The following is a 26,234-nucleotide window of genomic DNA, read 5'->3' as shown; positions in this document are numbered from 1 at the left end:
AACGTCAGGACAGCCATTACCCGGCGGTGGGTCTCGTCCGTGGGCGCGAGTAAGCGCCGCGAACCTCCCCACGGCCGCGCGAATCAGCCCCCGATCGATCTCGGATCAACCGCCGAGCGCACCCACCGTGGTGGTCGGGACGTGCGGACGGACGAGATTGCTCGGGAGCAGGATGCTCTGAAGCTCGGCCTGGGTCAGCAGGCCCTTGTCGAGGACGAGTTCATGGACGCTCCGGCCGGTCTGCAGGGCTTCCTGGGCGACGGCGGTGGCCTGCTCGTAGCCGATGTGCGGGTTCAGCGCCGTCGCCAGGCCGATGGAGTGGGCGACCAGGTGGGCAAGGTGCTCCCGGTTGGCCGTGATGCCGGTGACACAGCGCTCGGCAAGAGTCAGACAGCCGGCCCGCAGGTGAGTCAGGCTCTTCAGCAGGCTGTGGGCGATGACCGGTTCGAAGGCGTTGAGCTGGAGCTGGCCCGCCTCGGCGGCCATGGTCACCGCCATGTCGTTGCCGATCACCTCGAACGCGATCTGGTTGACCACCTCGGGCACGACAGGGTTCACCTTGCCGGGCATGATGCTGGAACCGGCCTGCACCGGCGGCAGGTTGATCTCGGCGAAGCCGGCGCGCGGTCCGCAGGAGAGCAGCCGCAGGTCGTTGCAGGTCTTGGAGAGCTTGACGGCGATCCGCTTCAGCACTCCCGAGAGCTGGACGAACGCGCCGGCGTCCTGGGTGGCCTCGACGAGGTCGTGGGCGGTCGTCAGCGGAAGTCCGGTGATGGTGCGCAGATGCCGGGAGGCCCGCGCCGCGTACTCGGGATGGGCGTTGAGTCCGGTGCCGATGGCGGTGCCGCCGAGGTTGATCTCGCGGATCAACTCGCATGCCTCGGTGAGGCGTTTGTGGTCCTCCTCCAGCATCACGGCGTACGTGGCGAACTCCTGGCCCAGGGTCATGGGCACCGCGTCCTGCAACTGGGTGCGGCCCATCTTCAGGACGTCCGCGAACTCCTCCGCCTTCGCGGCGAAGGCGGAACGGAGCACCTCCATGGCGTCTAGCAGACGCTGGGCGGTGAAGTCGAGGGCGATCTTGACGGCGGTCGGGTAGACGTCGTTGGTGCTCTGCCCCGCGTTGACGTCCTCCAGCGGGTGCAGGTGTGCGTACTCGCCCTTGTGGTGACCGAGGAGCTCCAGGGCGCGGTTGGCGACGACCTCGTTGGCGTTCATGTTCGTCGAGGTGCCCGCGCCGCCCTGGATCACGTCGACCACGAACTCGCCGTGGAGCTCCCCGGCACGGATCTCCTCGCAGGCGCTCACGATCGCCTCCGCCTTACGGCCGTCCAGCAGGCCGAGGTCCCGGTTGGCGAGGGCCGCTGCCTGCTTGACACAGGCGAGGGCGGCGATGAGGTCCGGGTAGGCCGAGATGGGGGTGCCGGTGATGGGGAAGTTCTCCACCGCCCGCAGGGTGTGGATGCCGAAGTAGGCGTCGGCGGGGACGTCCCGGTCACCGAGCAGATCGTGCTCGGCGCGGACCTCGGGGTCGTGGTCGTGCGTGGCCATGGAGGTGCGGACTCTCCTGTCGGGTGTGATACGGGGCGGAGCGCGATGAGCCGGCCCGAAGTGGTGGGGGCCGCTGGATCCGGGGGGAGAAGTGAGACCCAGCGGCCCCGGTCTATGCGGAGACGAGTTCCGCCGACGGGTCGGCGTCGGCGGAGACCGCCTCGCCGAGCACGTGGCGCAGGACCTGGTCCCGCTCCTGCTGGTCGGTGGTGGCGAGCAGTGCGGTGAGCACGGCGATCCGGGCCTGGCCGGCCCGCAGTGTGCCGGTCGGCACGGCGCCCGCGGCCACGAGGTCGACCCCGCCGCCGTGGGTGTAGATCTCGGCGACCGGTCCGGCCTGGACACGGGTGGTCAGGGCGACGAGCACGCCGCGCGAGGTCGCGGCGGCGACGGCCTCGACGATCTCGGGGGTGGCGTTGCCGGCGCCGGTGGCCACCAGGACGATCCCCTGGGCTCCTGCGTTCACGGCCGCGTTGAGGAGCAGCGGGTCGGCGTCGCAGTGGTGCATCACCATGTCGACGCGGGGCAGGGCGTCCGGGATGGCGGGCAGGGCCAGCGCGGCCGGGCGCTGGGGGTGACGCAGTACGGAGATCCGGCCGAAGCCGACGTTGCCGATGCGGGGGCCGGACGGATCGCCGAAGGCGTCAGCGGCCATTGTCTGTGTCTTGACGGTGCCGCGGGCGGAGTGCACCTTGCCGTCGAAGGCGACCAGTACGCCGAGACCACGCGTCGTCGCGGCGGTCAGCAGCGCGTCGTGGAGGTTGCCCGGTCCGTCGCCGTCGGCCGTGTCGAGCGTACGCTGGGCGCCGGTGAAGACGACGGGTCGCGGGTCGTCGTGGTGGAGGTCGACCAGGAACGCCGACTCCTCCATGGTGTCGGTGCCATGGGTGACGACGATGCCGTCCACGCCGGGGTCGGCGAGCACCTCGTGCACCGTGCGGAGCAGGGTGATCTGGTGGGTGGTGGTGAGACGCGGGCTGTTCACGCTGAACAGATCGACGACCTCGATGGTGACGCCCTCCGGCACCGCGGCGGTCGCCATGATCTCCTCGCCATGCGCGTCGGCGGCGAAGCCCGAACCTTGCCAGCGGCTGGCTATCGTCCCGCCGGTGCTGATGACGACGACCCGTCCCACAGTGCCCACTCCTTGTTCGTGCCGCAGGTGAGCGGCGAATTCGACGGGGCACGCGGCCCGGCCTCGCTCGTGGCTCCGGCTGGGCTGCGCCCCATGGCTGATCCGGGGGTGCCGGAGCAGTTGACGCAATGATAGGAGGATTGGCCCGCAATTTGATCGCAAATTTTGGCCTGTACGTAACATTGGGTGGTGGATAATCGCGTCATGGATGAGATCGACCGCGATATCTTGCGTGAGCTTCAGAATGATGGGCGGCTGAGCAACCAGGAGCTGGCGCAGCGGGTGGGGCTGACGCCCTCACCGTGCATGCGCCGCGTGCGGCAACTGGAGCAGGACGGGGTGATCCAGGGCTACCGCGCGGTGATCGACCCGGAGGCGGTCGGCCGGAGCTTCGAAGTCCTCGTCTCCATCGAGGTGAAGCGCGACCGTGAGGTGGTCGAGGCTTTCGAGGCCGGCCTCCAGGACATCCCCGACGTCATCGAGGCATACCGGCTCTTCGGCAGCCCCGGATGCGTGCTGCGTATCGCCGTCGCGGACCTGCGCGCGTACGAGCGGCTGTGGATCGAGAAGCTGACCGCTCTGTCCGGCGTCACCGAGGTCAATTCGCAGATCATCATGAAGCGGATCAAGGAGCCTCGCGGTCTGCCGGTGAACGGCTGACGCACTCAGGCGTCACAGCCGGACGACGACCAGGGCGATGTCGTCGCGGGCGCCACCGCTGACGCCGAGGCGCGCCAGCAGGGCGTCGGCCAGGTGTTCCGGGCTGAGCCGGCTGAACTGGGCGAGGGCGCCGGTCAGGCGGGCGAGACTGGTGTCGATGTCCTCACCGCGGCGTTCGATCAGCCCGTCGGTGTAGAGGACGAGGGTGTCGCCCGGGGTGCAGTGAAGTTCCCGCTGCGGGCGGGCAACGTGTTCGGGGCGGGCGCCCAGGGGCGGGTCGGTGGCCTGGTCCAGCAGCTCGTGGGTCCCGTCGGCGTGCAGCAGGACGGGCGGCGGGTGGCCGGCGCTGCTGTAGGTGACCCGGGCGTTGCTGGCGTCGATCATGACATTGACCGCGGTGGTGGCCAGCGCTCCTTCGACGGAGCGCGCGTACAGACCCAGCACCTCCAGCGCCTGCGCGGGCCCGTTCACGGCGCGGGTGGCGGCGCTCAGGGCGCTGCGGAGCATGCCCATGACGGTGGCGGCCTCCAGGCCGTGGCCGACGACGTCGCCCACCGCGACGGCGAAGCCGTCTCCGGGCAGGTCGGCGACGTCGTACCAGTCGCCGCACACGTTCAGTGATCCGGTCGCAGGCAGGTAGCGCACCGCCACGTCCTGGTGCCGGGCCAGGTCCGGTGAGTGCAGCATGGCTTCCTGCAGGGTGAGGGCGACCTGGCGTTCACGGGCGTGGGCTTTGCGGAGCTCCTCGTTCAGCAGCTGCAGCTCACGCGCCCGGGCGTACAGTTCGGCCTCCATCGCCTCCGCACGCTCGCTCAGCTCTCCGCCCTGCCCCTGGTGACGGGAGCGACGGGAGTGGACGAACGCGGTCACGTCCTCCACCCGGTGGATGATCAACATCACCTTTCCGTCCGGTCCGAGGACGGGTGAGTTGATCGGGGACCACCACCGCTCCTCGAACTCTCCGGGTCTGTGCGGGATGGGGATGTCGTACTTCTGAAGCGCCATCGTGTCCCGCTTCCGGCTGCTCAGCACCCGGTGCAGTGAGGCGCTGAGGTTCTCCACCCCGTCGGCGTCGGGGTCCGCCGGATTGTCCGGGAAGGCGTCGAAGAGGTACTGCCCGATCAGATCGTCCCGGGTCTGCCCGGTCGCCTCGAGGTAGGGCTGGTTGACGTCGACGATCACGAGGTCTGTGCCCAGCACCAGATAGGGGCTGGGCGTGGCGGCGAACAGCGCCGCGTAGTCGATCTGCTCCGATGCCACAGGCTGCCTGCCAGTTCTCTTCCGGCGACAAACCACCCATGGTGTCAATCTACGAGGTCTCAGGCCCCGGCGCCCGACATGACCTCGCGAGCGCGCGGCGCCCCGTGCCACCCGGCGCCGAGCCCGCCGGCTCGGGCAGGTCCTTGTCAGGACGAGCCCGAGCCGCCGAGGGGCGAGCTACAGCCTGGTGGCCGCGCGCAGCCGGTCCCGGACCACCGAGACGGCCACGACCAGCGCCGCCACCAGTACCGAAAGGATCACCTGGTCACGTCCCGCGTCGTCCGTGAGCATGTAGACCAGGACGAACGAGATCATCGCGATGGTCGCCCACGTCAGGTACGGGAAGAGCCACATCCGTACGACCAGTTTGTCCGGCGACTCGCGCAGCAGGATTGGGCGCATCTTCAGCTGGGTGAAGCAGATGACCAGCCAGACGAACAGCGCGACCGCACCCGAGGAGTTCAGCAGGAACAGGAACACCGTGTCGGGCCACTGGTAGTTGAAGAAGACCGCGACGAAGCCGAAGACGACCGATCCCAAAATGGCGGCCTGCGGCACACCGCGGCTGTTCGTGCGGGCGAAAGCCCTGGGTGCGTCGCCGCGCTCGCCGAGCGAGAAGGCCATGCGCGAGGCTGTGTACAGGCCGGAGTTCAGACAGGACAGCACAGCGGTGAGCACGATCACGTTCATGATCTGGCCGGCGTGCGGGATGCCGATTGTGTCGAGCGCCGCGACGTACGAGCCCTTCTCGGTGATCGCCGGGTCGTCCCAGCTGAGCAGGGACACCACGATCAGGATCGAGCCGAGGTAGAAGATGCCGATCCGCCAGATCACGCTGTTGGTGGCCTTAGTGACGGCACGGCGCGGGTCCTCGGACTCACCGGCGGCGAGGGTGACGATTTCGCTGCCCATGAACGAGAAGACGACCATCAGGATGCCGGTGAGGATCGCCCCGGGCCCATGGGGCAGGAAGCCGCCGTGGCCGGTCAGATGGGCCAGGCCCGCGGCTTCGTGGCCGGAGCCGGGCAGTACGCCGAAGACCGCCAGGCCGCCGATGACGATGAAGCCGGCGATGGCGACGACCTTGATGCCGGCGAACCAGAACTCGAACTCGCCGTAGGAGCTGACGGAGGCCAGGTTGGTCGCTGTGAGGACCACCATGACGATGAGCGCCCAGCCCCACTGGGGGACCGCCGGTACCCAGCCCTCGAGGATCTTCGCGCCGGCGGTGGCCTCGACGGCCAGGACCACGACCCAGAAGAACCAGTACAGCCAGCCGATGGAGAAACCGGCCCAGCGGCCGAGTGCCCGGTCGGCGTAGGCGGAGAACGAGCCGGACGTGGGGCGGGCCGCGGCCATCTCGCCGAGCATCCGCATGACGAAGACGACCATCGCGCCGACCAGGGCGTACGACAGCAGGATGCCGGGGCCGGCGGCCGCGATGCCGGAGCCGGAACCGACGAACAGGCCGGCGCCGATCACTCCGCCGATCGCGATCATCGACAGATGACGGTTCTTGAGCCCGGCACGGAGGCCGTCCGCGGGAGGCGTCTCCCCGGTCTCACGGGGTGGCGACGCCACGTCGGTGTTCGTGGGTTGCGCGCTCATGCTCAGTCCTTACGGAGGGAAAGAGGGGGCAAAACCGGCCTGAGGGGTCGCACACGTGCCGAGCACGGGTGGGACGACGGTGTGTGCGACCACCAAAGAGGCCGACCCCGCTGCAGCAGGTCGTGCCTGTTCGCAGCCCTGCTCGCCGTTGCCGGCGCCCGCGTGCCGAGTGATGACGGTCGCCGCCAATCGGGCTCGCGTACTACGAGCCGCCGGGGGGCGAGGACACGGGGCGGGTATGGCACGCCGGGGGTGACCCGGCGCGCGGAATCGGGGTATGCAGACGGTAGGAGTGATCGCGACCGCGCCACCATGGACAGATGTCACGCGCGGCGGAGCCCTCTTCAGACAAATGCTCAAATGCTGTCGTGCATGTGCGGCGCAATCCGTTCCACGAGCACGCGGGATACGGCGAAGGTCCCGGCAGCCTGTGGCTGTCGGGACCTTTTACGGACGGCTGGTGGGATGCCCCTCAGCCCGGCCGTTACGCGCCGGCGGTGATCTCCTGCCGGGCGTCGCTTTCCTGCGGGTGATCGCAGCGGTCCGCGAGCCGCCACGGCACGAAGTCCCCGTCCGCGCGCTGCACCAGCAGCCGCTTGCCGTGTGTCACCACGCCGCGCGGCCGCAGCCCGCTCAGGCTCGCCGTCGTATATGCGGCGGTCAGGCTGTTGAGGTCGTGCACGTCGCCGATCCTGAACAGGGAGCGGGTCTCCGCTATGGCCTCGTGCTCACCCGCGCGCATGACCACACGCAACTCGGGCGCGACGGCCAGTGCCGCCACCGAGACGGCGATGTTGTCCAGGTCGTCGGAGGCGACGGCGGCCAGCGCCTGCGCCTGCTGCAGGCCGAGCGTGCGCAGCACGAACCGGTCCGTCGCGTCGGCGATGACCACGGGCACGCCCAGTGCCCTGGCCAGTCGCAGATTCGGCGCTGCCGGGTCCCGCTCGACCGCGATCACGCCGATGCCCAGGGCCTGCAGCTGGGTGCACAGACGCAGGCCGACCTGCCCGAGCCCCACGACGACCACATGGCCGGACCGGGGCAGGGCACGCGAGCCCACGATGCCGACCGCACGCGGTCCCAGCAGGCGATCGACCATGCCCGCGGTGAAGACCGCGGTGAAGACGATGGTGACGAGCATCGCGACAGCGGAGAACAACAGATAGGCGTCAGAGCCGTGCGCGGCCGCCGGGCCGACGGCCGATACGACCCGCGCTGCCTCGAACAGCGCCTCGACGGGCGAGCGGTGGTGGAAGGCCATGGCCCAGGCCCAGTCGGCCAGCAGCACCGTGAGCAGCCCGGCCAGGCCCATCAGCATGATCCGCGAGCTGCCGTCGTGCGGTCGCAGCTGCCCTTGGATCCTGCCAAGACGGGCCCGGTATCGCAGCGAGCGCGGTGGCTGCCACGGCTCCTGGCGCACGGCGTCGTCCTGCCAGCGGGCGCCGACGTGGCCCGCGGGTGTCCGGGTCAGGCTCAGCAGACCGGGCTGGAGGCAGGCGGCCAGGAGTACGGGCGCGGCGATATCGGCAGGCGAAGTGACCTGGCAATTCGGGAGTACCCGCAGCAGCTGCTCGCTGACCGTACGGTCGAAGACCGTCACGACCAGCTTGACGTGGGGGCGGATGTGCTCGACGGCGAGCGCGTAGCGCAGGGACTCGACGTCGTCGTCGAGGAGGACCGCGACGCCTGCCACCTCCCGCCGCAGCGCCCGGCGCAGGTCCTCATCCGTGGGGCGGTCGAAGTGGCGCACGAGGTGCCCTGCCGCTTGGAGAAGCCCGCACACCCTGCGCGCCATGTCGCTGCCGATCACCACGAAGTACTGCTGTGGCGCTTCGTTCTCGGGCATCGCGTACGTGCTCCCTCGCCTCTCGGGTGGTGAGAACGCTAAGGGCGCGGACCGCCCGTGTGCTTGTTCGCGCGGCTAACATCGATGGCCATTGGTTGTACGGAGTGCACAAGGCCGAAGAGGTAGGGGCATGGCGCATCAGGACGGTCTCCCGATCCCGCCCGCGCAGCTGCCGCCCGCCGCGGAGGCCGGGGTCAGCCTGCGGCAGCTGCTCACGTCGCTGGGCGAGCCGGTGGTGGAGCTTCAGGCTGCCCCGAAGGGACTGGACGTCGAGGTGCGCGAGGTCGGCATCCTCGACCTGGAGGACCCCGAGGACCCGGCGCAGGCACGGACCGGCGAACTGCTGCTCGCCGTCGGCGCGCGTGGCCGCGCCGCACTGCCCTCGCTGCGCGCCGCCGGCGCTGCCGGGGCGGCTGCCGTCGCTGTCAGAGCCGCCGGTCCGGAGCAGACGGCGATGCTGGCCGAGGCCGCCGCGGACGCCGGCGTGGCATTGCTGTCGGTGCGTCAGGAGACCCGCTGGGAGCGCCTGGACTCGCTGGTCCGTGCCGTGCTCGGCAGCGGGCAGAGCGCCGCACCCGCCGAACACGAGACCGGCGGGGACCTGTTCTCGCTGGCGCAGACCACGGCGGTACTGACCGGCGGCATCGTCAGCATCGAGGACACCGCGCACCGGGTCCTGGCCTATTCGCGCTCTTCGGACGAGGTGGACGCCCTGCGACGGCTGTCCATCCTCGGCTGGCAGGGGCCGGAGGCGTACCTGTCCAAGCTGCGCGAGTGGGGAGTCTTCGAGCATCTGCGTACGTCCGGCACGGTGATCGCCGTCGACGAGCATCCGGAGCTGGGTATCCGGCGACGGCTGGCGGTCGGTATCAGGGCGGGGACACGGCCGCTTGGGACCATCTGGGTGCAGGAAGGCTCGCGCCCGCTCACCCCGCGCTCGCAGGACGTGCTGCTCGGCGCCGCCCGGGTCGCCGCACCGCATCTGATACGACTCCGACGCGAGCTCTCACCCGACATGCAGCTGACCCGGACTCTGCTGGCCGGGCTGCTGGACGGGTCCAGCGGCCCGCAGTTGCCGGCCGTCCATCTGGGGCTGGACCCGCGCCTGCCGGCGGCCGTGGTCGGCTTCGCGCTCGAGCCCCGCTCGGAAGCACAGGGCGGCGGAGGAGCGAGCGAGGAAGGGGAAGGCCTGGCGGAGCTGACCCGGACCGAGATCACCGGCGTGATCGCGGTGCACGCGGCGGCCCGGCACCACAATGCTCTGGTGGTGCCGGTCGGCACCCGCATCTATGTGCTGCTGCCCGAGCTGCCCGCCGGGATCACGGCCTCGGTGCTGCGCGGCTGGTCGCGCGAGATCCTGCAGGCGGCCGAGAGCCACGTGGGGGTCTCGCTCCGGGCGGCCATCGGACCGGTGGTTGCCGAGCTGTTGGACACCGCGGTCTCCCGGCGGGAGGCGGACCGGGTACTCGACGCGATGGCCTGCGGCGCAGTGACCGCGGATGTCGCGTCGCTGGACGAGGTGCGCGCGGAGGTATTGGTCGGAGAGATTCTGGCGACGCTCGCACAGCGCCCGGACCTGCGGGATCCGCGGCTGACCGAACTCGCCGAGCGGGACGAGCGCAGCGGCACCCGCTACACGCAGTCGCTGCTGGCCTATCTCGACGCGTTCGGGGACATCCCGACCGCCGCCGCCCGGCTGCACATCCACCGCAACACCCTGCGGTACCGGATCCGCCGCGCACAGGAGCTGACGGGGCTCGACCTCTCCCACCCCCAGCAACGCCTTCTGGCGATGCTGCAGTTGCGGATGCCCTGACTCGACTGCCCAGCCTGCTTCTGCCGCACAACCTGCCGGTGTCAGTGCCGGTCGGTGCTCAGTCCGTCCAGGGTGAGGTCGAGGCGCGCGGGATGAGCATGTACGGCGGCGCGAAGGCCGCGGTCCGCAATTTCATCCGCACCTGGATCCAGGACATCAAGGGATCAGGCATCCGGATGAACGTCCTCAGTCCCGGAGCGGTCGACACCGAATCCCTCAGACGTGCGCTGGGAATGGCGCAGGGCCCCGATCAGGTCGGGGGGCAATCCGACCGGGCGGATCGCCGACCCCCGCGACATGGGCCGGGCTGCCGTGTTCCTCTCCAGCGACGCCTCGAGCTTCATCACCGGCCTGGAGCTCTTTGCGGACGGCGGCATGGCGCAGGTGTGAGGGACGACCCTGGCTCGTTCCGTCGAGGTGCGAGGGCCCGGCGGCGGCAAGGGCCGGGTTTGCGCCGCCGGGCTGTCGGGGTGGGGGAGTTGGGCCACTGAAGTGCGCAACGCACCCTGGGCCGGATCGAAGCGGGTGACGCCGAGATTAAGAGGACTAGACCATCTGGTCAATAGGTATGGACCATTTCTGATGTGCTCGAGAACGCGAAGGCTCGTGAGCCCTGCTGGCCGAAGCAACGCACAGCGAACTCAGCCGGCCGTAGGGGTACTTGTGCGCCGGTCGGCGGACTCCCGCGTCATCGGGGGCCCGGCAGGCGTCTCGGGAACGGGGCCGAACAGCACCGCCCGGGCCACCTTCGGTGCGAAAAGCGCGGTGAGCGGCGAGGTCAGGGTCAGTACGGAGCGGAAGACCGGGCCCACGACGGGGTCACCCGGGTACCTCTGCTGGACGCGGTTCAGGTACCAGCCGGCGGGCCGGTCGGCGACCCGGTTGGTGGCCGCGTTGCCCACCGCGCCCGGCATGCTCTTGTCCGCGCCTGCCGAGATGTCCCAGGCCTGGCGCGAGGCCTCGAACAGCGCTCGCTGGGCCCGCCGTGTCGACGATGTACGTCGCGGATCGGTCAGCACGTCGCGCAGCGCCACCGCGCTCATCGCCGCGACCGCCATGCCCTGCCCGTAGATCGGGTTGAACGTGCACAGCGCGTCGCCCGTCGCGAGGAAACCGGCGGGGCGGCGGCCCGGGCGGTCGTACCGGCGGCGCAGGTTCGATGTCTGGCGGAAGCCGAAGGGCGGTGTGTCCGGTACGGCCTCACGCAGCCAGTCATGGATGAAGGGATGCGGGAAGCGAGCCGCGAAGGCGGTGAACCCGTCCTCGTCCGTGGGCGGTTCGTCGCCCCGCAGGCCCGAGAGAATCACCAGATAGCGGCCGTCCTCCAGCGGCAGCACCCCGCCCCCGTACACCTGCGAGGGGTTGGGGAACACGTAGTAACCGAGGGAGTCGGAGCCGAGGTTGTCGCTCTTGTTGTGATAAATGCGGGAGGCGTACGCCAGCCCCGTGTCGATGGTCTCCTCCTGTGGGGGCTCGGCGCCGATCTCCGACAGCCACCGCGAGGCGCGCGAACCGCGCCCCGACGCGTCCACCACCAGGTCCGCTTCGACGGCCTCCGGCTCCGGGCCGGCGGCCGCTGCGCCCTCGCCGCGTCGGCGCAGCAGCACACCCCGCACCCGCGAAGCGTCCCCGAGAAGCCCGACGGCCTCCGTCGACGTGAGTGTATTGATCAACGGGTTGGCCAGCACGCGCTCGCGCACCAGATGCTCGACCTGTCCGCGTGAGCCGGTGTAGACGTACGAAGTCGCCGCCGTGCGCCTGAACCAATGCCCGCTCTGCCACTGCACCATGTCCGACGGCATGCCGAGCCGGGGCGCGCCCGAGGCCTTCAACTGGTCCATGAAGCCCGGCAGCAGAGCATCCAGCGCGTGCTGTCCGCCCTCGAGCAGCACATGGGCGTGCCGCCCGTGCGGTACGCCGGGACGCGGCTCGGGTCCCTCGGGGAAGCGGTCGCGTTCGACGATCGTCACCTTGTCGGCGTGCTCGGCGAGTACGTGTGCCGTCAGCATTCCCGCGAGGCTGCCCCCGATGACAACAGCGTGGCGCCCGCCTGCGCCCCGCCGCCAACTGCCCTTGTCCTGCGCATGGTCCGTCATGTGTCCGCCTCTCGTGGTCAGCGAGCCGATCCAGGAATGATCAGTATCCCGGTCCGGGTGGGCGGATCACGAGCTGCGGATGATTTCCAACCGCTGTACCGGGCCCTGCACTCCCGTCCACTCCTCCCATACCGTCCGTGGCCCTTCGTCCGTGAGGTACACGGTGAGAAGGCGACCGTCGGAGGTCTGGGTGAGGCTCACCCTGAGGGCGGGGCCCGGTATCTGCCAGGGGGCGGAGTCGTGGGCGGAAGTGGTCACGGTGAGGCCGTCAAAGGTGGCGTCGGCCTGCGCGCTCAGGCGGCGGTTGCCGAACAGGGCGACGTCGGCGGTGTCCGCCGAGGCCCCGGCTGGTTCCTCCATGCGGAGCCAGCCGTCGGCGAAGTGGTCGCACCAGGTTTCCCGGCGACCGTCGGGGCGCAGCAGGGCGGCTTCCAGTTCGCCCCAGGTGTTGAGGGCGAGGGCGGCGCGGCGGGCGGGGGCATCGCTGACCGGGCGGCGGTGGGGGCCGCCGGAGCCGGACCCGGGCCAGGTCCACAGTTCCACGGAATCGGGGAGCCCGACCAGGACGCAGGGGCGGCCCTTGTGGTCGCGGCCGGCCGCCAGCGCGGTGCCGGCCGACGCGGCCGGGGCCGACACCGCCTGCGGCTCGGTGCCGGCGGACCAGCGGTACATCAGGACGCCCGAGGCGTGGCCCGTCCAGAGCAGCGGCGGTGCCCCGGGAGAGGCGAGGGCGACAACACCCCTGGCGCCTCCGGCGAGCTCACGCCACCGGGCCGCCGTTCCCAGCCACAGCACGCCCTGGCTGTCGGTCGCGGCAATGGCGGGCCGGCCGTTGGGGTCGAGGAGGCATGCGATGTCGCGGATGGAGCGAGGAGCGCCGGTCGCGACGGGTGGATGGTGCGGTTGCAGGCCGGGCAGGCCGTGGTAGCGGATGCCGGACGGCCCGCCGGTGACCACCAGGGGGTGGCCGACGCCGCCCGGCAGAACGTCGACGCAGCCATGGGGGGCGTCCCGCGCGGTGGCCAGCGCCGTACGCAACTCCTCGGCCCAAGCCGACAGCGGGGAGGGGCGGAGTGCCGGATTCGGGTCGAGAGCGCGGACCAGGCAGTCGGCGGCCTCCACCGGATACCCCTCCGCAAGGAGTTGACGATGGGTCACCCGCACCGCGTCGTCGTGCTTTCCGAGCCGGGCCAGGGCGGGCAGCAGCAGTGTGCGGGCCAAGGCACCGACGGAGTAACGGTCCCGCGCGGGATCCGGCCGCAGACTCATGCGTTCCTCGCCGGCCGGGGCGTAACCAGGGGTGTACGGGGCTCGGGTCAGCCCCCGCTCCACCGGGGCGAGGAAGGTGATGTCGATCAGCCGGACCTGCCCGTCCTCGGTGACCAGAACATTGCCCCCGGAAATGTCCCGGTGCACATAGCCGCGGTCGTGCAGCCGGTCCACGATCACGCACAGCGCGCGCAGTACGTCGGCCCGGGCGACCGCGTCGGCCGTGGAGGAGGCGGCCCAGACGTCGGCGGGGGTGCCGTCGAGCCAGGGTGAGATCAGGTAGGGGATCTGTTCGCCGGACGGGCGTCGGTGCGCGGGGTGCGGCAGATGGCCGACGAAGTAGTGGATCGGCGTGGCCAGACCGGGGATCTCCAGCGCGGCGCCCCGATGGACGCTGTCGGCCCAGCGCTCACGCCAGGCCGAGTGTCCCTGCGGGTGGTCGTCGGTCGCGTGTGGTTGCAGGATCTTGATGGCGCAGAAGCCTTCGTCCCCGTCGCGGTGCCGACGCGACGCCCGCCAGACCTCGCCCTCGCCTCCCGTGTGCAGATAGCTGACCAGGGTGTACTCATCAGGGCGTTCGGGTGGACCGCACTGCCAGCCGGGCTCCCAACGGGACTGGTCGCTCACTCCTCGCCCCGGTATCTCAGCACGGACGATGTGCCGGCGGGCGGCTGCGCGGCGGGGTCCGGGGCCGTTGGCGTGTACCCGGCCGTGGCGGGGGCGACCGGGGGATACGGGCCGCTGTACGTGGGGTCGTAGCCGTTCTGCGGCCCGACGTCACCGGCCGGTGCACCGTCCGGACGGGTGGCGTGGCCGCCGGGTACATCCTGTGCGTACCCGCTCGGCTCGGGCGCACCAGACACGGAGGCAGCTGCGGACCCGCTTCCCTCCGGGGCGCCGGAAGGGCCCGGTGCGTCCGGCAAGGTCGCCAGTGCGGCCGCCAACTCTTCCAGAGCGCCGGTGAGTTCACCGACCCATTCGATGCGGCGTCCGGCGTCCCTCGGCCCGTTCTGCGTGGCGCGCAGCTGATCCAGAAGCGTGCCGATGGCCGCCAGGGCGGAGTTGAGTGCCAAGGGAGTAGAGGCCAGCCGGGCGGGGGTGAACGAGGAGGCCATGTCGCGGTCGAAGGTCGGACTCGGCCGCGTCTCCAGAGTGAAGACGGCCTTGTGCACCGCGAACTGCGCGGCCTTGTGACGGAACAGCGGAGTGCCCAGGGCACGCCGGGACTCGCGGATGGCGTTTCCGGCGGACTCCAGCAGCCGGAAGCCGAGTTGCTGCACGTCGGGCCCGCTGTCGCGGGCCGTGCCGCGCGCCGCGCTCTCGCGCAGCTGCTCGGCGAGCCGGTGCAGCGCCTCGGCGAGGTGCGGCGGCAGTTGCGCGTCCGGACGTGCGTGCCGGGCCGCGCCGAGGACGACACGTCGCGTCATGCCCGCGCCGAGCCCGGAGAAGTACCGCGTGAGGACGTCGAAACCGCCGATCGCCGCCTCGTCGCCACCGCCCACCCTGACGAGCTGCTGCAGCAGTTCGTGGTTGGGCTCGAACACCTCGCCGCCCCGGTTGCCGTCGGCGATCCAGCGCCGGTACATCGCCGGCGTGCTGATCCCGACCGCATGCAGCCGCACCTTTGTGTTGCGGTGCAGATGCTCCATCAGGCTCACCGGCTCCTTGGCCGCGTACACCACCTCACCGACCCCGTCGTTGCCGCGGCGGGTCCAGTGCGCGCCGTCGCTGACGAGGACGATCAGCCGCTCGTTGCCCGGCTTGCCGTGCAGGTACAGGAGGTTGGCCGCCTCGTGGAGGGCGTTTCCGATGTCGGTGCCGGCGTCCTCGGGGCGCAGTAGCGCCACGGCATTGCGGAACTCCTCGACCGCCGGCCCGGTCGAGCCCGCGTCGAGCTCGGCCATGCCGCCCGCCCGCGGGAAGACGTGCGCCGTGGTGTGGGTGAACTTCAGCATCGCGAACCGCGAGACCCGCCCGCTGATGCCCAGCCGCATCGCCAGCAGATCGCTGAGCGCGTTGCGCAGCACGTCCATGCGCGGACGCCGCGCGGCGCCGTAGTGGCCGCCGTAGGAACTGCCCTCGCTGATCTCGGGGATGTCCGGGACACTCATCGAGCCGGAGCAGTCGGCGAGGATCACGATGTCCACGCCATTGCGGGCGCTGGACACGAACAGTTCCACGTCGGTGCGCTCGCCGATCTCGACGAGGACGCCGTGCCGGCCGCCCGCCTCCAGTGCCTTGACCCGGTACGAGGCCGATCCCTGGACGTCGAGCCACAGCTCGGCGCTCTCCTGGGGAGGAATCCACAGCAGCATCCCCGGCAGCCCCGCCTCGGACAGCTCGCGGGCCAGTACGTCGAACGGCGCCTCGACGGACGACTCCAGCGTCAGCGACTTCACCGGCTCCACGGGCACGGCGTCCAGCCGCCAGGCGGGTTGCTCGGTGCCCTCGCCGAGACCGAGTTGGCGGGCGAGGTCCTCGTTGACGGCGATGACGCCCTCGGGGACGGCCGCGAGCGGTACCAGGCGTACGGCGGCGGGGACTTGGGCGGTTGCGGAGCCCACCGTGAGCAGGGCGGGCACCCCCATGGGTCCCGCTCCCGGCAGGGCGACCGGACAGACACCGATCCGCTGGCCGGTCAGCGGGCCTCCGGTGGGCACGGAGTACAGCCGGTGACGGTCGGGACTGGGCATCGGTGAATTCATCGCGACGTCCTCCTGCGGCCGTCCTCCAGCTTGATCTCCATCCCGAGGCGTGCCTTGTACTCCTTGATACGGGATCCCTGCGGGCCGATGAACTTTCCCGTCAGATGCTCGGGAACGCGGATCCACAGGTCGCCTCCGGAGGCCGGCGGGCGTGCGGGTTTGTACTCGGCGAGGGTCAGGCCGTCAGCGATTTCGGCGCCGAAGCGGTAGTCCAGCTCGCGGACGATGGCACGCAGCCGGGCCACCAGCACCTCGCCCTGCTCGACCGTACCGATCCGCTCCTTGACCTGACGGTCCCAGTCGCCCGCCGCACGTTCCACCGCCCGCAGCGCGGGCGAGGTCCCTGAGGAGCGCATCCTGGCGTGCAGGGCGGTGAGGCGAGCGCGGATGGAGTGGTGGTCCAGGGCGAGTTCGCGGTGTCCGGCGTTGCGGAGGTTGTGACCGAACGCGGCGAGGGACGGCATCCGCTGCCCCTGCCGGCGCCCCGCGGTGCCGCAGATCTGCCAGAGGATCTCGTCGGCGGACAGGGAGCGCACCTGACTGTGCGCGCGGCACAGACCGATGCCGACGCGTTCGTATCCGAAGACCTGCCAGCGGCGCGCGTGCCGGGTGCAGGCCGGGCGGCCGCAGGTGTGCCCGGCGGTGTCCAGCCAGTCGCACTCCGCGGTGCCCACCGCGGAGCAGCCGGGTTCCTCGCACACGGGGAAGGCCCGCCGATAGCAGTCCGGACAGTAGTCGGTGTCGGGGTCCTGGGGGTGGCGCTTGCGGTGCTGCTCGCACCAGGCCACCGAGGTTCGGCAGTCACGGCCCGCACACCAGAACACGGCCGTCCGGGAGCAGCCCCGGCACGATGGCCGGTGGTCCGGGCACGACGGGAGCAGTGAACCGTCCAGCACCACGGCGTGATCCACGCACATCCGGTCGGGGCGCCCCGCGTCGCCGCAGCTGCGGCAGCGGAAGGAACCGTAGCCCGAGCGGCCCGCGCGATCGCATGTCGCGCACCGGTACACCAGCGCGGACTGCTGTCGTACGGCGGCGATCGCGAAGCGGGTGTCCTCGGCGGCCCACCTCGACTGCGCATCGACGCGCACGATCTCCACCGTGATCCGTCCGGCGTCGGACTCCCACACATGCAGTGCGCCGGCGGCAAGCGGCTTGGCGTACAGCCCGGGTTCCAACTGCTGCCAGAGCGTCACCAGGGCTTCCTGGCCGTCCGTGGGTGTCGGCCACTGGCGCAGGTCGAGGACGACGTCCACCTGGCTGTCGGGGAAGTGAGCAGATGCGGACTGCGCTGTGGTCACGACTCGCTTCCTCCGGTGCGCGGTGTACGGCCTTCCCGGGCGGCCGCGCCGCCGGAGCCCTGGCCTCGTTGGGGGTCGGGGCGCGCGGTGGTGCCGCCCCGGTCACCGGAGCCGCCGCGCGCACCGTGTTCCCCTTGGCGGCCGGAACCTGCGCCTTCCTGGCGCGGACGGGAACGTTCGCGGTCCTGCCCGGTGCGCTCCCGGCGGGAGGAGCCGCGTCGGTCCTGGCCCGCCCTGCCGGACGCGCCGCCGTCCCGGCTCTTGCCGCTGCCGCCCTGGCCCTTGCCGCTCCCGCCCGAACCCGCGCCGCGGTCGGCGCCTCCGCGCGGGCGCTTTGCGCCGCGGTCCTCACTGCCCTGTCTGCGCCGTCCGCCGGAGCCGGACTGCCGGGGCAGCTCGGCCCGCGCCAGGCGTTGTGTCCAGGACCCGAGCAGCAGTTCGACCCGGCCCGGCGCCTCCTGGCGCAGCGACTCCAGAAGTAGTCCGCCCGGGCGGGAGTCGTGCAGCAACAGGTCGGCCGTGGCGGCGAGTTCATGCGGGCCTCGGCCCGCGGCGGCAGCGAGAAGGTCCTGGCTCCGGGTCGGCGGCAGCCCTGTCGAGGGGCCCTCGACGGGCACCAGCAGCGGGACGAGTTCTTCGGCCGTGGCCTCCAGCCGGCCCAGAGGCAGCAGCAGTTCGTCGAGGAGCCGCCGTACGCTCTCACGGGCCGGCACCGGATCGGTCGGCTTGGCCCCGCGGCCGCTCTCCTGCAGGAACTGGGCCCGCAGACCCTGAGTGACGGCGCGGGCCCGGTTCTTCTCCAGTGTGGCCTGCGGGATGGGGCCTTCCCGGTTGCCGGAGCGCACCTTGCGGCGGGCGTACAGCGCAAGGGCGGACAGCAGCAGGGCCTGCGCCCGAAGGTCGGTCAAGGACAACTGGGAGTCCAGGCAGCGCACCAGTACGGCGGCCGGACGGTCCGCGCCCTCCGCGAGCGGGGCTATGTCCATCCGGGTCAGATCGGCGATCCCGTCCCGGCGGCGGATGTCGGCCCGTACGTGGTCGAGGTGACGGGGGTCGGCGGAGGCGAGGTAGCGCGTGGTGAGGTGCTCGCGGGAGTCGGCGAGCCAGCGCGAGCCGACCCGGTCGGGCAGCGTACCGATTGCGCCGCGCCCGCAGAGCGCGATGAGCGCGGGACTGTGCCGCCGTAACAGGTTGACCAGTACTTCCTGTTCGGCCCGGTCGGTGACGTACAGGGTGTGCGGGTCGCCGGCGGCGGGCGGTGACGAGCCGCCCAGCCGCACGCCCGGGGCGTGCAGGGCTCCGCCGGCACGGTGCGCGGCGTCGGCGAGCGCCCGCACCAGCGCACCCAGATAGTGGAACGCCTCGTCGCGGGCGGCCGGGGTGCCGAGCCACAGGCCCTCAAGGGTCACGTGCACCAGGCCGGGGCGGCGCGGGTCGGCGGAAATCTCGGCCGTGGGAAGGCCCGGCGGCGCGGCCGGCACCCATGCGGAGGCCACCACCGTTGCGGCATCCGTGTCCGTCACGGCCAGCGTCTTGGTGAAGGACTGACGTGTCGCCCCCACCACAGTCAGGCTTACCAGCACGTTGTCATGCTATCGGAGTCCGATCAGACGAGGGGTGTTTTCGCATGTCAAATGCCTTCAATTCAACAGATCATGATGACCCGTCACCCACGTACTCGGTCGTGGCCGCGACCGGCCCGGACGGCGACGGCAGGACCCGTTCCCCGGGAAAGTGCTCACGTCCGGAGAGCCTGAGCCTTACCGCGTCCGCGAGCACCAGCGTGTCGGCGGGCCCGAGGACCGTCTCCTCGCCCGGCACCAGCGCCCGGGTCCGACCGTGTCCGCCCGCGGGCCGCAGCACCGTCCCATTGGTGGAGCCGAGTTCGGTGACCACGAGGCGGGCGCCCTGCCCCCGGCCACCGTGGCCGGACAGCCGCAGCAGCAGATGGCTGCGGCTGACCCGCCGGGTGGCCTCGGGATGAGGCAGACCGTCGGCGGCGAGGTTCACACCGTGCGGCAACGAGCCCCGACCGATGAGTACGGACTCGTCCGTCGCCAGCGGAAACCGCAGGATCTGCCCGTCCGTGCTTTCCTCCGACACCACCACCACTCGGACCGGCGGCCGGAGCCCGACCGGTTCCAGCCGTGAGCCGCAGGTCGGGCAGAGCGCGGTACCGTCACGGCGGGCGATGTCCGGCCACAGCAGCAGGCGTTCGGGCCAGAGCATGGCATGCAGGCAAGAGGCAGCTGTGCAGCGCCAGTCCTGCTCAAGCACGTTGACATGCGCCTTCTGCCGTACGTTGATGCCGCTGCCGCGAATGAGCTCCTTCTCCTCCTCCGCGCGCGACTTGCGCTGCTCGGGCACCTCTCGTACGCCACTGTGCACGAACTCAAGGCCGTTTCGGCCTTGCCGCCAGGCCAGGAAGCGTGCGGCGGCGGAGGGGATCCACGGGTGGGCGCGCCTCAGGTCGAGGAACTGGTCCCGGCTGATCACGTGCAGCCCCGAGTCCCGGGCGAGAGAAAGCAGTTCGGGATCGGCGGTCGGTGCGAGACGGATCTCTTCGGCGCGCACCATGGCGTCCAGCCGCGGTCGTTCCTCGCGCGGGATCTGGTAGCGCAGCGAATCGTCCGCGATCAGCGTCAGCGGTGCCTGCGCACCCCGGCTTCGCCGCCACGCCTCGCAGAGCACGTCGAGGCGCCCCAACCGAGGAGCGCGTTCACCGAGCGGGGCGATCTGTTCCGACCAGCAGACATTGGACACATCGACGACAGCGCCGGGCGCGTTCACGGGCATGGGACTCCTCGCCTACGGGCCGTGGCTCCCGCCGGGACACGGCAACATTCGGCACCGGGGCCCGACGCGACGGTGCCTGTGGGCAAGGTCGTAGCCGAAACGCGGATGGTTTCACAACGCGCTTGCCGAAAAGCTGAGTTGGGAAGTCTAGCCGAAGGCTGGGCTCGGGCTGGGCTTCTTGGCCGGTCTCTGGAAGGTGCGGCCCCGTCGCCGGTGGTTATAGGGACGTGAGCACGTCATGCAACGCCAGAGCCGGCCTGGTCGCCGTAGCCCCGCGTAGCCATCACGGAAGCGTGCCCAGAACCGACTACGCTCAGTCACAGGCTGTCGGCAGCCGTGGTGGGCGCATGGACGCGCTCCGTGCTACGTGGCCGGTTACGATGCAAGAAGGCCGATGACTTCAGCGCGCCGAGCAGGCCCCATGGGCGACCTGCCCAAGCCTCGTCAGGGAGGCATGCCAGATGGCACACGAACAGATCCCAGGTATCGATCCGACTGCGACTCCGAGCGGCGAGGGTTGCGTGGAGTGCCTGGCGGGCGACGGGCCGGGCTGGTGGTTGCATCTGCGGCGTTGTGCCGAGTGCGGTCACATCGGATGCTGCGACTCCTCCCCCTCGCAGCACGGTACGAGGCATGCACGCGAGGCGGCACATCCCTTCCTGACCAGCTTCGAGCCGGGAGAGGGCTGGTTCTGGAACGTTGAGACCGAGCAGTACTACGAGGGGCTGGAGCTGCCCGCGCCCACATCGCATCCGACCTCCCAGCCGACCCCGGGCCCGCGAGGCAAGGTCCCCGCGGACTGGCAGCGGCACCTCCACTGACATATGTCGTTTGCGCACGTGCCCGGTGCCCGCGGAGTACGATCCAGTCTCGCTGATCGGACATTGAACTTGTACAACACGGCGGGGGCGCACGTGTCCACTCAGGTTGTGGCCTATTCGCTTGATGACTCGACAACGGTCGAGTTCGAGATTGACCCCGGTGACGACTTCCGGCAAGTCAGCTCCGGTGACGTGGTAGGCCGAGTTCGCGAGGCAGTAGGCCCGGCTGTGGAAGCCGCTCGGGAGATGCTGGATCGAGTAGCAGCGGTCAAACCGGCAGAGGTCCAGCTCAAGTTCGGTATCAAGGTCAACGGAACAGCCAACTGGCTGGTGGCGAAAGCGGCGTCCGAGGCCAATTTTGAAGTGACACTGACGTGGCGGCCGGGTACCCGGCTCTCGGACGGGAGCGAGTCCTCCGAGTGAGTGGCATCGCGGGAGGCGGCATCGTAGAACCCGAATCACGGCTGTGGATCGCGGCGGTACACGAGAGCGTCGGCGATCGAACCCCGCGGGGCAGCGGCTTCGTGGTTGATACGGACCGCGTCTTGACCTGCGCCCATGTTGTGGCCAGAAGCCTGGCCGAGGGCGGAGCCCTCTGGGTCGCGTTCCCCCATGCGTGGGAGCTCGTTGACAGGCGCATCAAAGTCCGGGACGTCGTGCAGCCGCCGACCATGGCGGAAGACGTCACCGTACTCAGGCTCGAGGAGCAGGTTCCTGAAGAGCTTGTGGTGCAGCTGCGCTGCCCGTCTCCCGGAAACCTGTTGGGTGGACGCTGGTGGTCTTTCGGGTTCCCCCAGCGACTCGCGTGGGAGGGAAACGCGTCGGCCGGCACTGTCGGCGCAGAACTCGGTTATGGGGCACTTCGCCTGGACACGGAGTCGGCCTTTGCTGTCGAGCCCGGATACAGCGGTGCCGGCCTCTGGTCTCCGGACTACAAGGCTGTCGTGGGCATGGTGGGCAAGGCGAGTGCAGGCAGCAAGACGGCTACCGCCCTGTCGATGTCGTGGATCGACCGTTGCTTACCGGAACAGAAGATCCGTTCACTTGCCGAGCGCTGGCGTGTGCAGGACGCCGGTGAAGCCGCTCTCGCGGCGTGGGGCTGGAGCCTGCAGCACGACCCGGAGGCAGGTCGGCACTGGAGACCCAGAGCGCGCGGAGTGGGCGTCGACTCCGAGCGCGGGTTCAGATTCCGTGGCAGGGAAACGGCACTCAGGACGGTGATCGACTGGATCAGTGCGGCTCCGACGCGCAGAGCCCTGCTGGTGACCGGCTCCCCGGGCGTCGGGAAATCCGCTGTTCTCGGAAGAGTTGTCACGACGGCGGACGCGGGTGTCGTGGCATCGCTGCCGCCGGAAGACGATGCGGTGCGCGCGGGCATCGGCTCCATTGCTTGCGCGATCCACGCGAAAGGCAAGACCGCACTGGAGGTCGCGACAGAGATTGCACGTGCCGCCTCCGCCTCGCTTCCCGAAATCGTGGAGGACCTTGCGCCGGAGTTACGGTTGGCGCTGTCGGCCGGAGCGTCTCGCCCGTTCACGATCGTGATCGACGCGTTGGATGAAGCTGCTACTCCAACGCAGTCCCGCACGATCGTCACTCAGGTCGTCCTGCCGCTGGTTGAGACGTGCGCTGATGTCGGAGTGAAGGTCGTCGTGGGCAGCAGACGGCGTGACGACGACGGAGACCTCCTGGCGGCTTTCGGGCTTTCGGCCGAGCTGATCGACCTGGATGAGGCTCGGTTTTTCGCGCAGGAGGACCTGCAAGCGTACGCCCTGGCGACCCTGCAGCTCGTCGGTGACGAACGCCCCGGCAACCCGTATGCCGACCCTGAAGTGGCTCGTGCCGTGGCTGAACGCATCGCCGCCCTCGCGGATCAGAACTTCCTTGTCGCGGGCTTGGTTGCGCGCGGGCACGGCCTCTACGACAGCCAGGCCGTCGACCCCGGCGAGATCTCGTTCACGCCTACGGTCGACGCGACTCTGGCCAGTTACTTGGACCGTCTTCCCGGCATCAGCGGGGTGCCCGCCCGTACAGTGCTGGCGGCGCTTGCCTACGCCGAAGCGCCGGGATTCACAACGGGGCTGTGGAGCACGGCAGTCGAGGCGCTCAATGGCAGGCGTCTGAGCGAGCGGGAGCTGCAGTCCTTCGCGCAGTCATCCGTCGCCAACTTCCTCATTGAATCGAGCAGCGATACTCGGAGCTGCGCATTCCGGCTCTTTCACCAGGCACTCAACGACTCTCTCGTCGCGACGCGTGAGCGTTGCGGGTCCCGAGTCGCTGACGATCGTGCGCTGGCTGAGGCGTTTCAGCAGGCGGGGCAGTGTCAAGGCTGGGCCAGTGCCTCGCCCTACCTCTTGCGTTCCTTGGCCGGACATGCGTCACGGGGACATGTGCTGGACGCCTTGCTGGGCGACGCCACCTTCCTGCTCTACGCCGACCTTCGCCGGCTGATCCCCCTCGAGCATCTTGCGACCACGGACGACGGTCGGCGGCGAGCCAGGCTGCTTCGCTTGACTCCGGGGGCCATCGACGCAGGTCCCGCAGACCGCGCTGCTCTCTTCAGCATTACCGAGGCTGTGGAGGACCTGGGAAAGACCTACCAGGGAACTCGGGAGTGCGCCCCGTACCGGGCGCGTTGGGCTGCGGCGGATCCGGACGCCGCAGTAGCGACGTTGATCGGTCACACCGCCGGAGTGCAGGTTGTGTGCGCGGTACGCAAAGGGCGGCAGCATCTACTGGCCACTGCGGCCGAGAACGGCACCGTTCGAGTCTGGGACCCCGCCACCGCCCAGGAAGTATTCGCGTTTCAGACTGGATCCTCCGACATCGCCACAGCTTGCGCAGTCCCGGCAGGAAAAGACGTGCTCCTGGCCATCGCTGCTGGTCTTGGACGGAGCGATGTGAAGGTATGGGACCCCGGCAGTGGGCAGATGACGTCCGGAATTTCGCAGCACACCGGTGAGGTTCGGACCATGTGCTCGGTTCAGCGGGGAAAGAACGCAGTGCTGGTCACGGCGACTCGCGGTTATGAGGGCGAGGTGCGCCTGTGGGAACTCTCCTCCGGCAGTGAGATCGGTGCCCTGCGGGGACATGCGGGCGGTGTCAGTTCCCTGTGTACTGTGCAGGGCGAGGGTGTGACTCTCATCGCTACCGGCGGTGGCTATGACGGCGTTGTGCATCTCTGGGATCCGGAGAACAGTGTCATATTGCATTCGCTTGCAGGCCACAAGGTCGGAGTGAGCGCGATATGTGCTCTGTGGGTGGATGGAAGAAATCTTTTGGCGACAGGCGGTCACGACGGAGTCATTTGCCTGTGGGACGTTGAAAGACTGCAGCTCTTGGTCTCATGGAGAGCGCACGCCGGAGAGATTCGAACTCTGAATCCCATCCGCGTAAGGGATCGGGAGCTTCTCGGATCCTGCGGAACAAACGATCGTGCGCTTCGGCTGTGGGAACCGCACACGGGTCGCCTGGAGACGGAGCGTATCGACCCCGGATGGATCCGCTCGCTGTGTGCTCTGCGGGTCCCGCAGAGGGATTTGTGCGCCATTGCCGCAGATCACAGCGGTGACAATCGCACAGTCCGGCTTATCGATCCGGGCGCGACGGAGCCGAAGGCGCGGTCGCTCAGTCCCGGTGCTGTCGACGCGATCGTTGCGTTCCCCGGCGGCAACGGCGATCGGGTCGTCACTCGGGGACGTGACGGGATCATCAGAGTTTGGGACCTCGATACTGGTGCGCATATAGCCCATCGCTCTGAAAAGCTGGACTCTGGCGCGGCGCTCCTTCCCGTCACTGCCTGGAATGAGCATATGCTGGCCATTAATCATGGAGCGGGATTGGAGTTCTGGACACCAGAGACCGGAATGCGCCGTTCTGTCGGAGAGAATCGTCGATTTGGTATTCCGTTCGCGCACCAAACGGCTTGTTTGCTTGAGGGTGGTTCAAAATCCAGCATCGCACTGTCGACCGAAAGGGGTGTTGACGTATGGGATGCTCGAGAGCCCGCTGTCTTGCGACCCGTCTTCAGCGTTCACTCGAGACTGCTGGTAGCAGTGAAGGGCCCGGCCGGGCAGCGACTGATGTGCATCATGGATGGGCAGTCGGGACGCAGGGAAATGCGCCTCTGTGATCCCGACGCAGCCGTAGTCCTGGAGACATGGAATATTCCCCTGCCGTACTCTAATTTCTTGGGGGCGGTCGAACGGGCGGGGCGTACCTTGCTGACTTATTCGACTCGCGCCCCTGGATTGCACCTCTGGGATCCTCTGACCGGTGAATGGGAACCGTGGCCCACAGTTGATCACACCAGCGAAGTCACGGCCGTCGCCACAGTGAGAATGGGCGGGACCGAATGGTTCTGCACCGCCGGTGGTCACGATCGAACCGTACGGGTGTGGGACCCCGCCCGTCTCTGCTGTGTGCTGACCATCCCCACGGCTCAACCCGTGTGGGCGGTGAAGCAGGCGGGCGACCGGTTGATCATCGGAACACGTTCCGGCGTCATGGCACTGGAACTCGACGGGGCCGGCTTGGGTCAGACCTGAGCTCACCAACGCGGTGGTACCTGCGGTCCTTTGTACAGCCGCCGCGGTTCGGGCGGGGGCGGGGTATTGGCCCGCAACGGAAGCGCCAGCAACGCCCCGGCCACGAAACCCGCCACATGGGCGAGATAGGCCACGGTGCCGACCTCCGCGACGCCGTAACCGGCCGAGTAGAACGCCTGCAGGACGAACCACAGTCCCAGCACCGCCCAGGCGGGGAGCCGCAGAGGAAAGAAGAACAGGAAGGGCACCACGCCCCAGATCCGGGCCCGCGGGTAGAGCACCAGGTAGGCACCCAGCACGCCCGCGATTGCTCCGGACGCCCCGATCAGCGGGTCGGCGGAATCGGGGTTGGCCAGCGCGAAGCCGTACCCGGCCACGTACCCGCAGAACAGGTAGAACAACAGGTACCGCACCCGGCCCAACCGGTCCTCGATGTTGTCGCCGAAGATCCACAAGAAGAGCATGTTGCCCAGTAGGTGCACCCAGCTGCCGTGCAGGAACATCGAGGTCAGCACGGACAGCGGAGGCGACTTGTCGTAACGGGGCGGGCCAAGCAGGCACCCCGGCCCCTGGGGACCAACCGCGGAGCTCCCGGTCGGGACCAGCTCCGGCACCCGGTTGTGGATCAGCTCCCGTGGGACGGCGCCCCAGTGCTCGAGGAAAGCCTGCAGATGGCACAGCTGCGCGAGGCTGCTGTCGCCCACGATTGAGGACACGGCCGCGGGCGTGCGCAGGAACACCACCACGTTGGCCACGATCAGCGCGTAGGTGACCCAGGGGGTGCGTCGCACCGGATTCGAGTCGTAGACGGGAATGACCACGT

General features: G+C 69.7%; 18 protein-coding genes and 1 pseudogene. 7 read left to right on the top strand and 12 right to left on the bottom strand.

Annotated elements, in window-relative coordinates; translation table 11 throughout:
* Nucleotides 1–105: 105 nt before the first annotated feature.
* Nucleotides 106–1,551 carry an aspartate ammonia-lyase gene (gene aspA / locus ACI2LP_RS22410; RefSeq protein ID WP_404726268.1) on the bottom strand — a complete coding sequence of 482 codons (1,446 nt, stop codon included), beginning with the start codon at nucleotides 1,549–1,551 and terminating at the stop codon, nucleotides 106–108.
* Nucleotides 1,552–1,663: 112 nt separating this feature from the next.
* The gene (locus tag ACI2LP_RS22405) at nucleotides 1,664–2,686 is read right to left on the bottom strand and encodes an asparaginase (RefSeq protein WP_404726267.1); all 1,023 of its coding nucleotides are present in this window, start codon (nucleotides 2,684–2,686) and stop codon (nucleotides 1,664–1,666) included.
* 204 nt (nucleotides 2,687–2,890) lie between these two features.
* Between ACI2LP_RS22405 and ACI2LP_RS22400 the strand changes: the two genes are divergently transcribed.
* Nucleotides 2,891–3,346, top strand: a complete 456-nt coding sequence (locus ACI2LP_RS22400; RefSeq protein ID WP_404726266.1) for an Lrp/AsnC family transcriptional regulator — start codon at nucleotides 2,891–2,893, stop codon at nucleotides 3,344–3,346.
* A gap of 12 nt (nucleotides 3,347–3,358) precedes the next feature.
* Here ACI2LP_RS22400 and ACI2LP_RS22395 read toward each other — a convergent pair whose 3' ends face one another.
* The 3 genes from ACI2LP_RS22395 to ACI2LP_RS22385 all read right to left on the bottom strand — a co-directional run bounded on the left by ACI2LP_RS22395 (nucleotide 3,359) and on the right by ACI2LP_RS22385 (nucleotide 8,060).
* Nucleotides 3,359–4,606, bottom strand: coding sequence for a PP2C family protein-serine/threonine phosphatase (locus ACI2LP_RS22395; protein ID WP_404726265.1), 1,248 nt, complete (start codon nucleotides 4,604–4,606; stop codon nucleotides 3,359–3,361).
* Nucleotides 4,607–4,783: 177 nt separating this feature from the next.
* Complete coding sequence (locus tag ACI2LP_RS22390) at nucleotides 4,784–6,214, bottom strand: amino acid permease (protein ID WP_404726264.1); 1,431 nt, start codon at nucleotides 6,212–6,214, stop codon at nucleotides 4,784–4,786.
* A 484-nt stretch (nucleotides 6,215–6,698) separates the two neighbouring features.
* On the bottom strand, nucleotides 6,699–8,060 hold the full coding sequence (locus ACI2LP_RS22385; RefSeq protein ID WP_404726263.1) for an NAD-binding protein: 1,362 nt from the start codon (nucleotides 8,058–8,060) through the stop codon (nucleotides 6,699–6,701).
* Between the two features lie 130 nt (nucleotides 8,061–8,190).
* Here ACI2LP_RS22385 and ACI2LP_RS22380 point away from each other — a divergent pair, with 130 nt between their 5' ends.
* The 3 genes and pseudogenes from ACI2LP_RS22380 to ACI2LP_RS22370 all read left to right on the top strand — a co-directional run bounded on the left by ACI2LP_RS22380 (nucleotide 8,191) and on the right by ACI2LP_RS22370 (nucleotide 10,266).
* Entirely contained in the window at nucleotides 8,191–9,876 is a 1,686-nt protein-coding gene (locus ACI2LP_RS22380; protein ID WP_404726262.1) for a PucR family transcriptional regulator, read from the top strand.
* A gap of 92 nt (nucleotides 9,877–9,968) precedes the next feature.
* Nucleotides 9,969–10,049 (top strand): annotated as a pseudogene (locus ACI2LP_RS22375) (hypothetical protein); the annotation flags it as partial.
* A gap of 49 nt (nucleotides 10,050–10,098) precedes the next feature.
* Complete coding sequence (locus tag ACI2LP_RS22370) at nucleotides 10,099–10,266, top strand: SDR family oxidoreductase (protein WP_404726261.1); 168 nt, start codon at nucleotides 10,099–10,101, stop codon at nucleotides 10,264–10,266.
* Between the two features lie 251 nt (nucleotides 10,267–10,517).
* Here ACI2LP_RS22370 and ACI2LP_RS22365 read toward each other — a convergent pair whose 3' ends face one another.
* The 6 genes from ACI2LP_RS22365 to ACI2LP_RS22340 form a co-directional block, all read right to left on the bottom strand.
* Nucleotides 10,518–11,972: an FAD-dependent oxidoreductase gene (locus ACI2LP_RS22365; protein WP_404726260.1), complete on the bottom strand. Its 1,455-nt coding sequence runs from the start codon at nucleotides 11,970–11,972 to the stop codon at nucleotides 10,518–10,520.
* A gap of 66 nt (nucleotides 11,973–12,038) precedes the next feature.
* The gene (locus tag ACI2LP_RS22360) at nucleotides 12,039–13,868 is read right to left on the bottom strand and encodes a serine/threonine protein kinase (RefSeq protein ID WP_404726259.1); all 1,830 of its coding nucleotides are present in this window, start codon (nucleotides 13,866–13,868) and stop codon (nucleotides 12,039–12,041) included.
* Nucleotides 13,865–15,946, bottom strand: a complete 2,082-nt coding sequence (locus ACI2LP_RS22355) for a vWA domain-containing protein (RefSeq protein WP_404726258.1) — start codon at nucleotides 15,944–15,946, stop codon at nucleotides 13,865–13,867. Before ACI2LP_RS22355 ends, ACI2LP_RS22360 begins: the two co-directional genes overlap by 4 nt.
* A complete protein-coding gene (locus ACI2LP_RS22350; RefSeq protein WP_404726257.1) occupies nucleotides 15,943–17,247 on the bottom strand; it encodes a hypothetical protein in 1,305 nt (434 codons plus the stop codon). Before ACI2LP_RS22350 ends, ACI2LP_RS22355 begins: the two co-directional genes overlap by 4 nt.
* Nucleotides 17,244–18,830, bottom strand: a complete 1,587-nt coding sequence (locus tag ACI2LP_RS22345; RefSeq protein ID WP_404726256.1) for a hypothetical protein — start codon at nucleotides 18,828–18,830, stop codon at nucleotides 17,244–17,246. Before ACI2LP_RS22345 ends, ACI2LP_RS22350 begins: the two co-directional genes overlap by 4 nt.
* A gap of 70 nt (nucleotides 18,831–18,900) precedes the next feature.
* Nucleotides 18,901–20,043 (bottom strand): hypothetical protein, encoded by a 1,143-nt coding sequence (locus ACI2LP_RS22340; protein ID WP_404726255.1) that lies wholly within the window; start codon nucleotides 20,041–20,043, stop codon nucleotides 18,901–18,903.
* Nucleotides 20,044–20,504: 461 nt separating this feature from the next.
* Here ACI2LP_RS22340 and ACI2LP_RS22335 point away from each other — a divergent pair, with 461 nt between their 5' ends.
* From ACI2LP_RS22335 to ACI2LP_RS22325, 3 genes are all read left to right on the top strand, one after another.
* A complete protein-coding gene (locus ACI2LP_RS22335) occupies nucleotides 20,505–20,864 on the top strand; it encodes a UBP-type zinc finger domain-containing protein (RefSeq protein ID WP_404726254.1) in 360 nt (119 codons plus the stop codon).
* A gap of 93 nt (nucleotides 20,865–20,957) precedes the next feature.
* Complete coding sequence (locus ACI2LP_RS22330; protein WP_404726253.1) at nucleotides 20,958–21,287, top strand: CU044_2847 family protein; 330 nt, start codon at nucleotides 20,958–20,960, stop codon at nucleotides 21,285–21,287.
* Entirely contained in the window at nucleotides 21,284–25,411 is a 4,128-nt protein-coding gene (locus ACI2LP_RS22325; RefSeq protein WP_404726252.1) for a trypsin-like peptidase domain-containing protein, read from the top strand. Before ACI2LP_RS22330 ends, ACI2LP_RS22325 begins: the two co-directional genes overlap by 4 nt.
* 2 nt (nucleotides 25,412–25,413) lie before the next feature.
* Here the strand turns inward: ACI2LP_RS22325 and ACI2LP_RS22320 are convergent, their stop codons facing one another.
* Complete coding sequence (locus tag ACI2LP_RS22320) at nucleotides 25,414–26,232, bottom strand: rhomboid family intramembrane serine protease (protein ID WP_404726251.1); 819 nt, start codon at nucleotides 26,230–26,232, stop codon at nucleotides 25,414–25,416.
* Nucleotides 26,233–26,234: the final 2 nt, after the last annotated feature.

It is taken from the genome of Streptomyces sp. NPDC019890 (assembly GCF_044903445.1).
GTDB lineage: Bacteria > Actinomycetota > Actinomycetes > Streptomycetales > Streptomycetaceae > Streptomyces.
This window is presented reverse-complemented; position numbering and strand designations above follow the sequence as displayed.

Bases quoted from the DNA above. Each gene is read 5' to 3' on its own strand.
- aspA (WP_404726268.1), bottom strand. From the start codon at position 1,551: ATGGCCACGCACGACCACGACCCCGAGGTCCGCGCCGAGCACGATCTG.
- ACI2LP_RS22400 (WP_404726266.1), top strand. From the start codon at position 2,891: ATGGATGAGATCGACCGCGATATCTTGCGTGAGCTTCAGAATGATGGG.
- ACI2LP_RS22390 (WP_404726264.1), bottom strand. From the start codon at position 6,214: ATGAGCGCGCAACCCACGAACACCGACGTGGCGTCGCCACCCCGTGAG.
- ACI2LP_RS22385 (WP_404726263.1), bottom strand. From the start codon at position 8,060: ATGCCCGAGAACGAAGCGCCACAGCAGTACTTCGTGGTGATCGGCAGC.
- ACI2LP_RS22380 (WP_404726262.1), top strand. From the start codon at position 8,191: ATGGCGCATCAGGACGGTCTCCCGATCCCGCCCGCGCAGCTGCCGCCC.
- ACI2LP_RS22365 (WP_404726260.1), bottom strand. From the start codon at position 11,972: ATGACGGACCATGCGCAGGACAAGGGCAGTTGGCGGCGGGGCGCAGGC.
- ACI2LP_RS22355 (WP_404726258.1), bottom strand. From the start codon at position 15,946: ATGAATTCACCGATGCCCAGTCCCGACCGTCACCGGCTGTACTCCGTG.
- ACI2LP_RS22340 (WP_404726255.1), bottom strand. From the start codon at position 20,043: ATGCCCGTGAACGCGCCCGGCGCTGTCGTCGATGTGTCCAATGTCTGC.
- ACI2LP_RS22335 (WP_404726254.1), top strand. From the start codon at position 20,505: ATGGCACACGAACAGATCCCAGGTATCGATCCGACTGCGACTCCGAGC.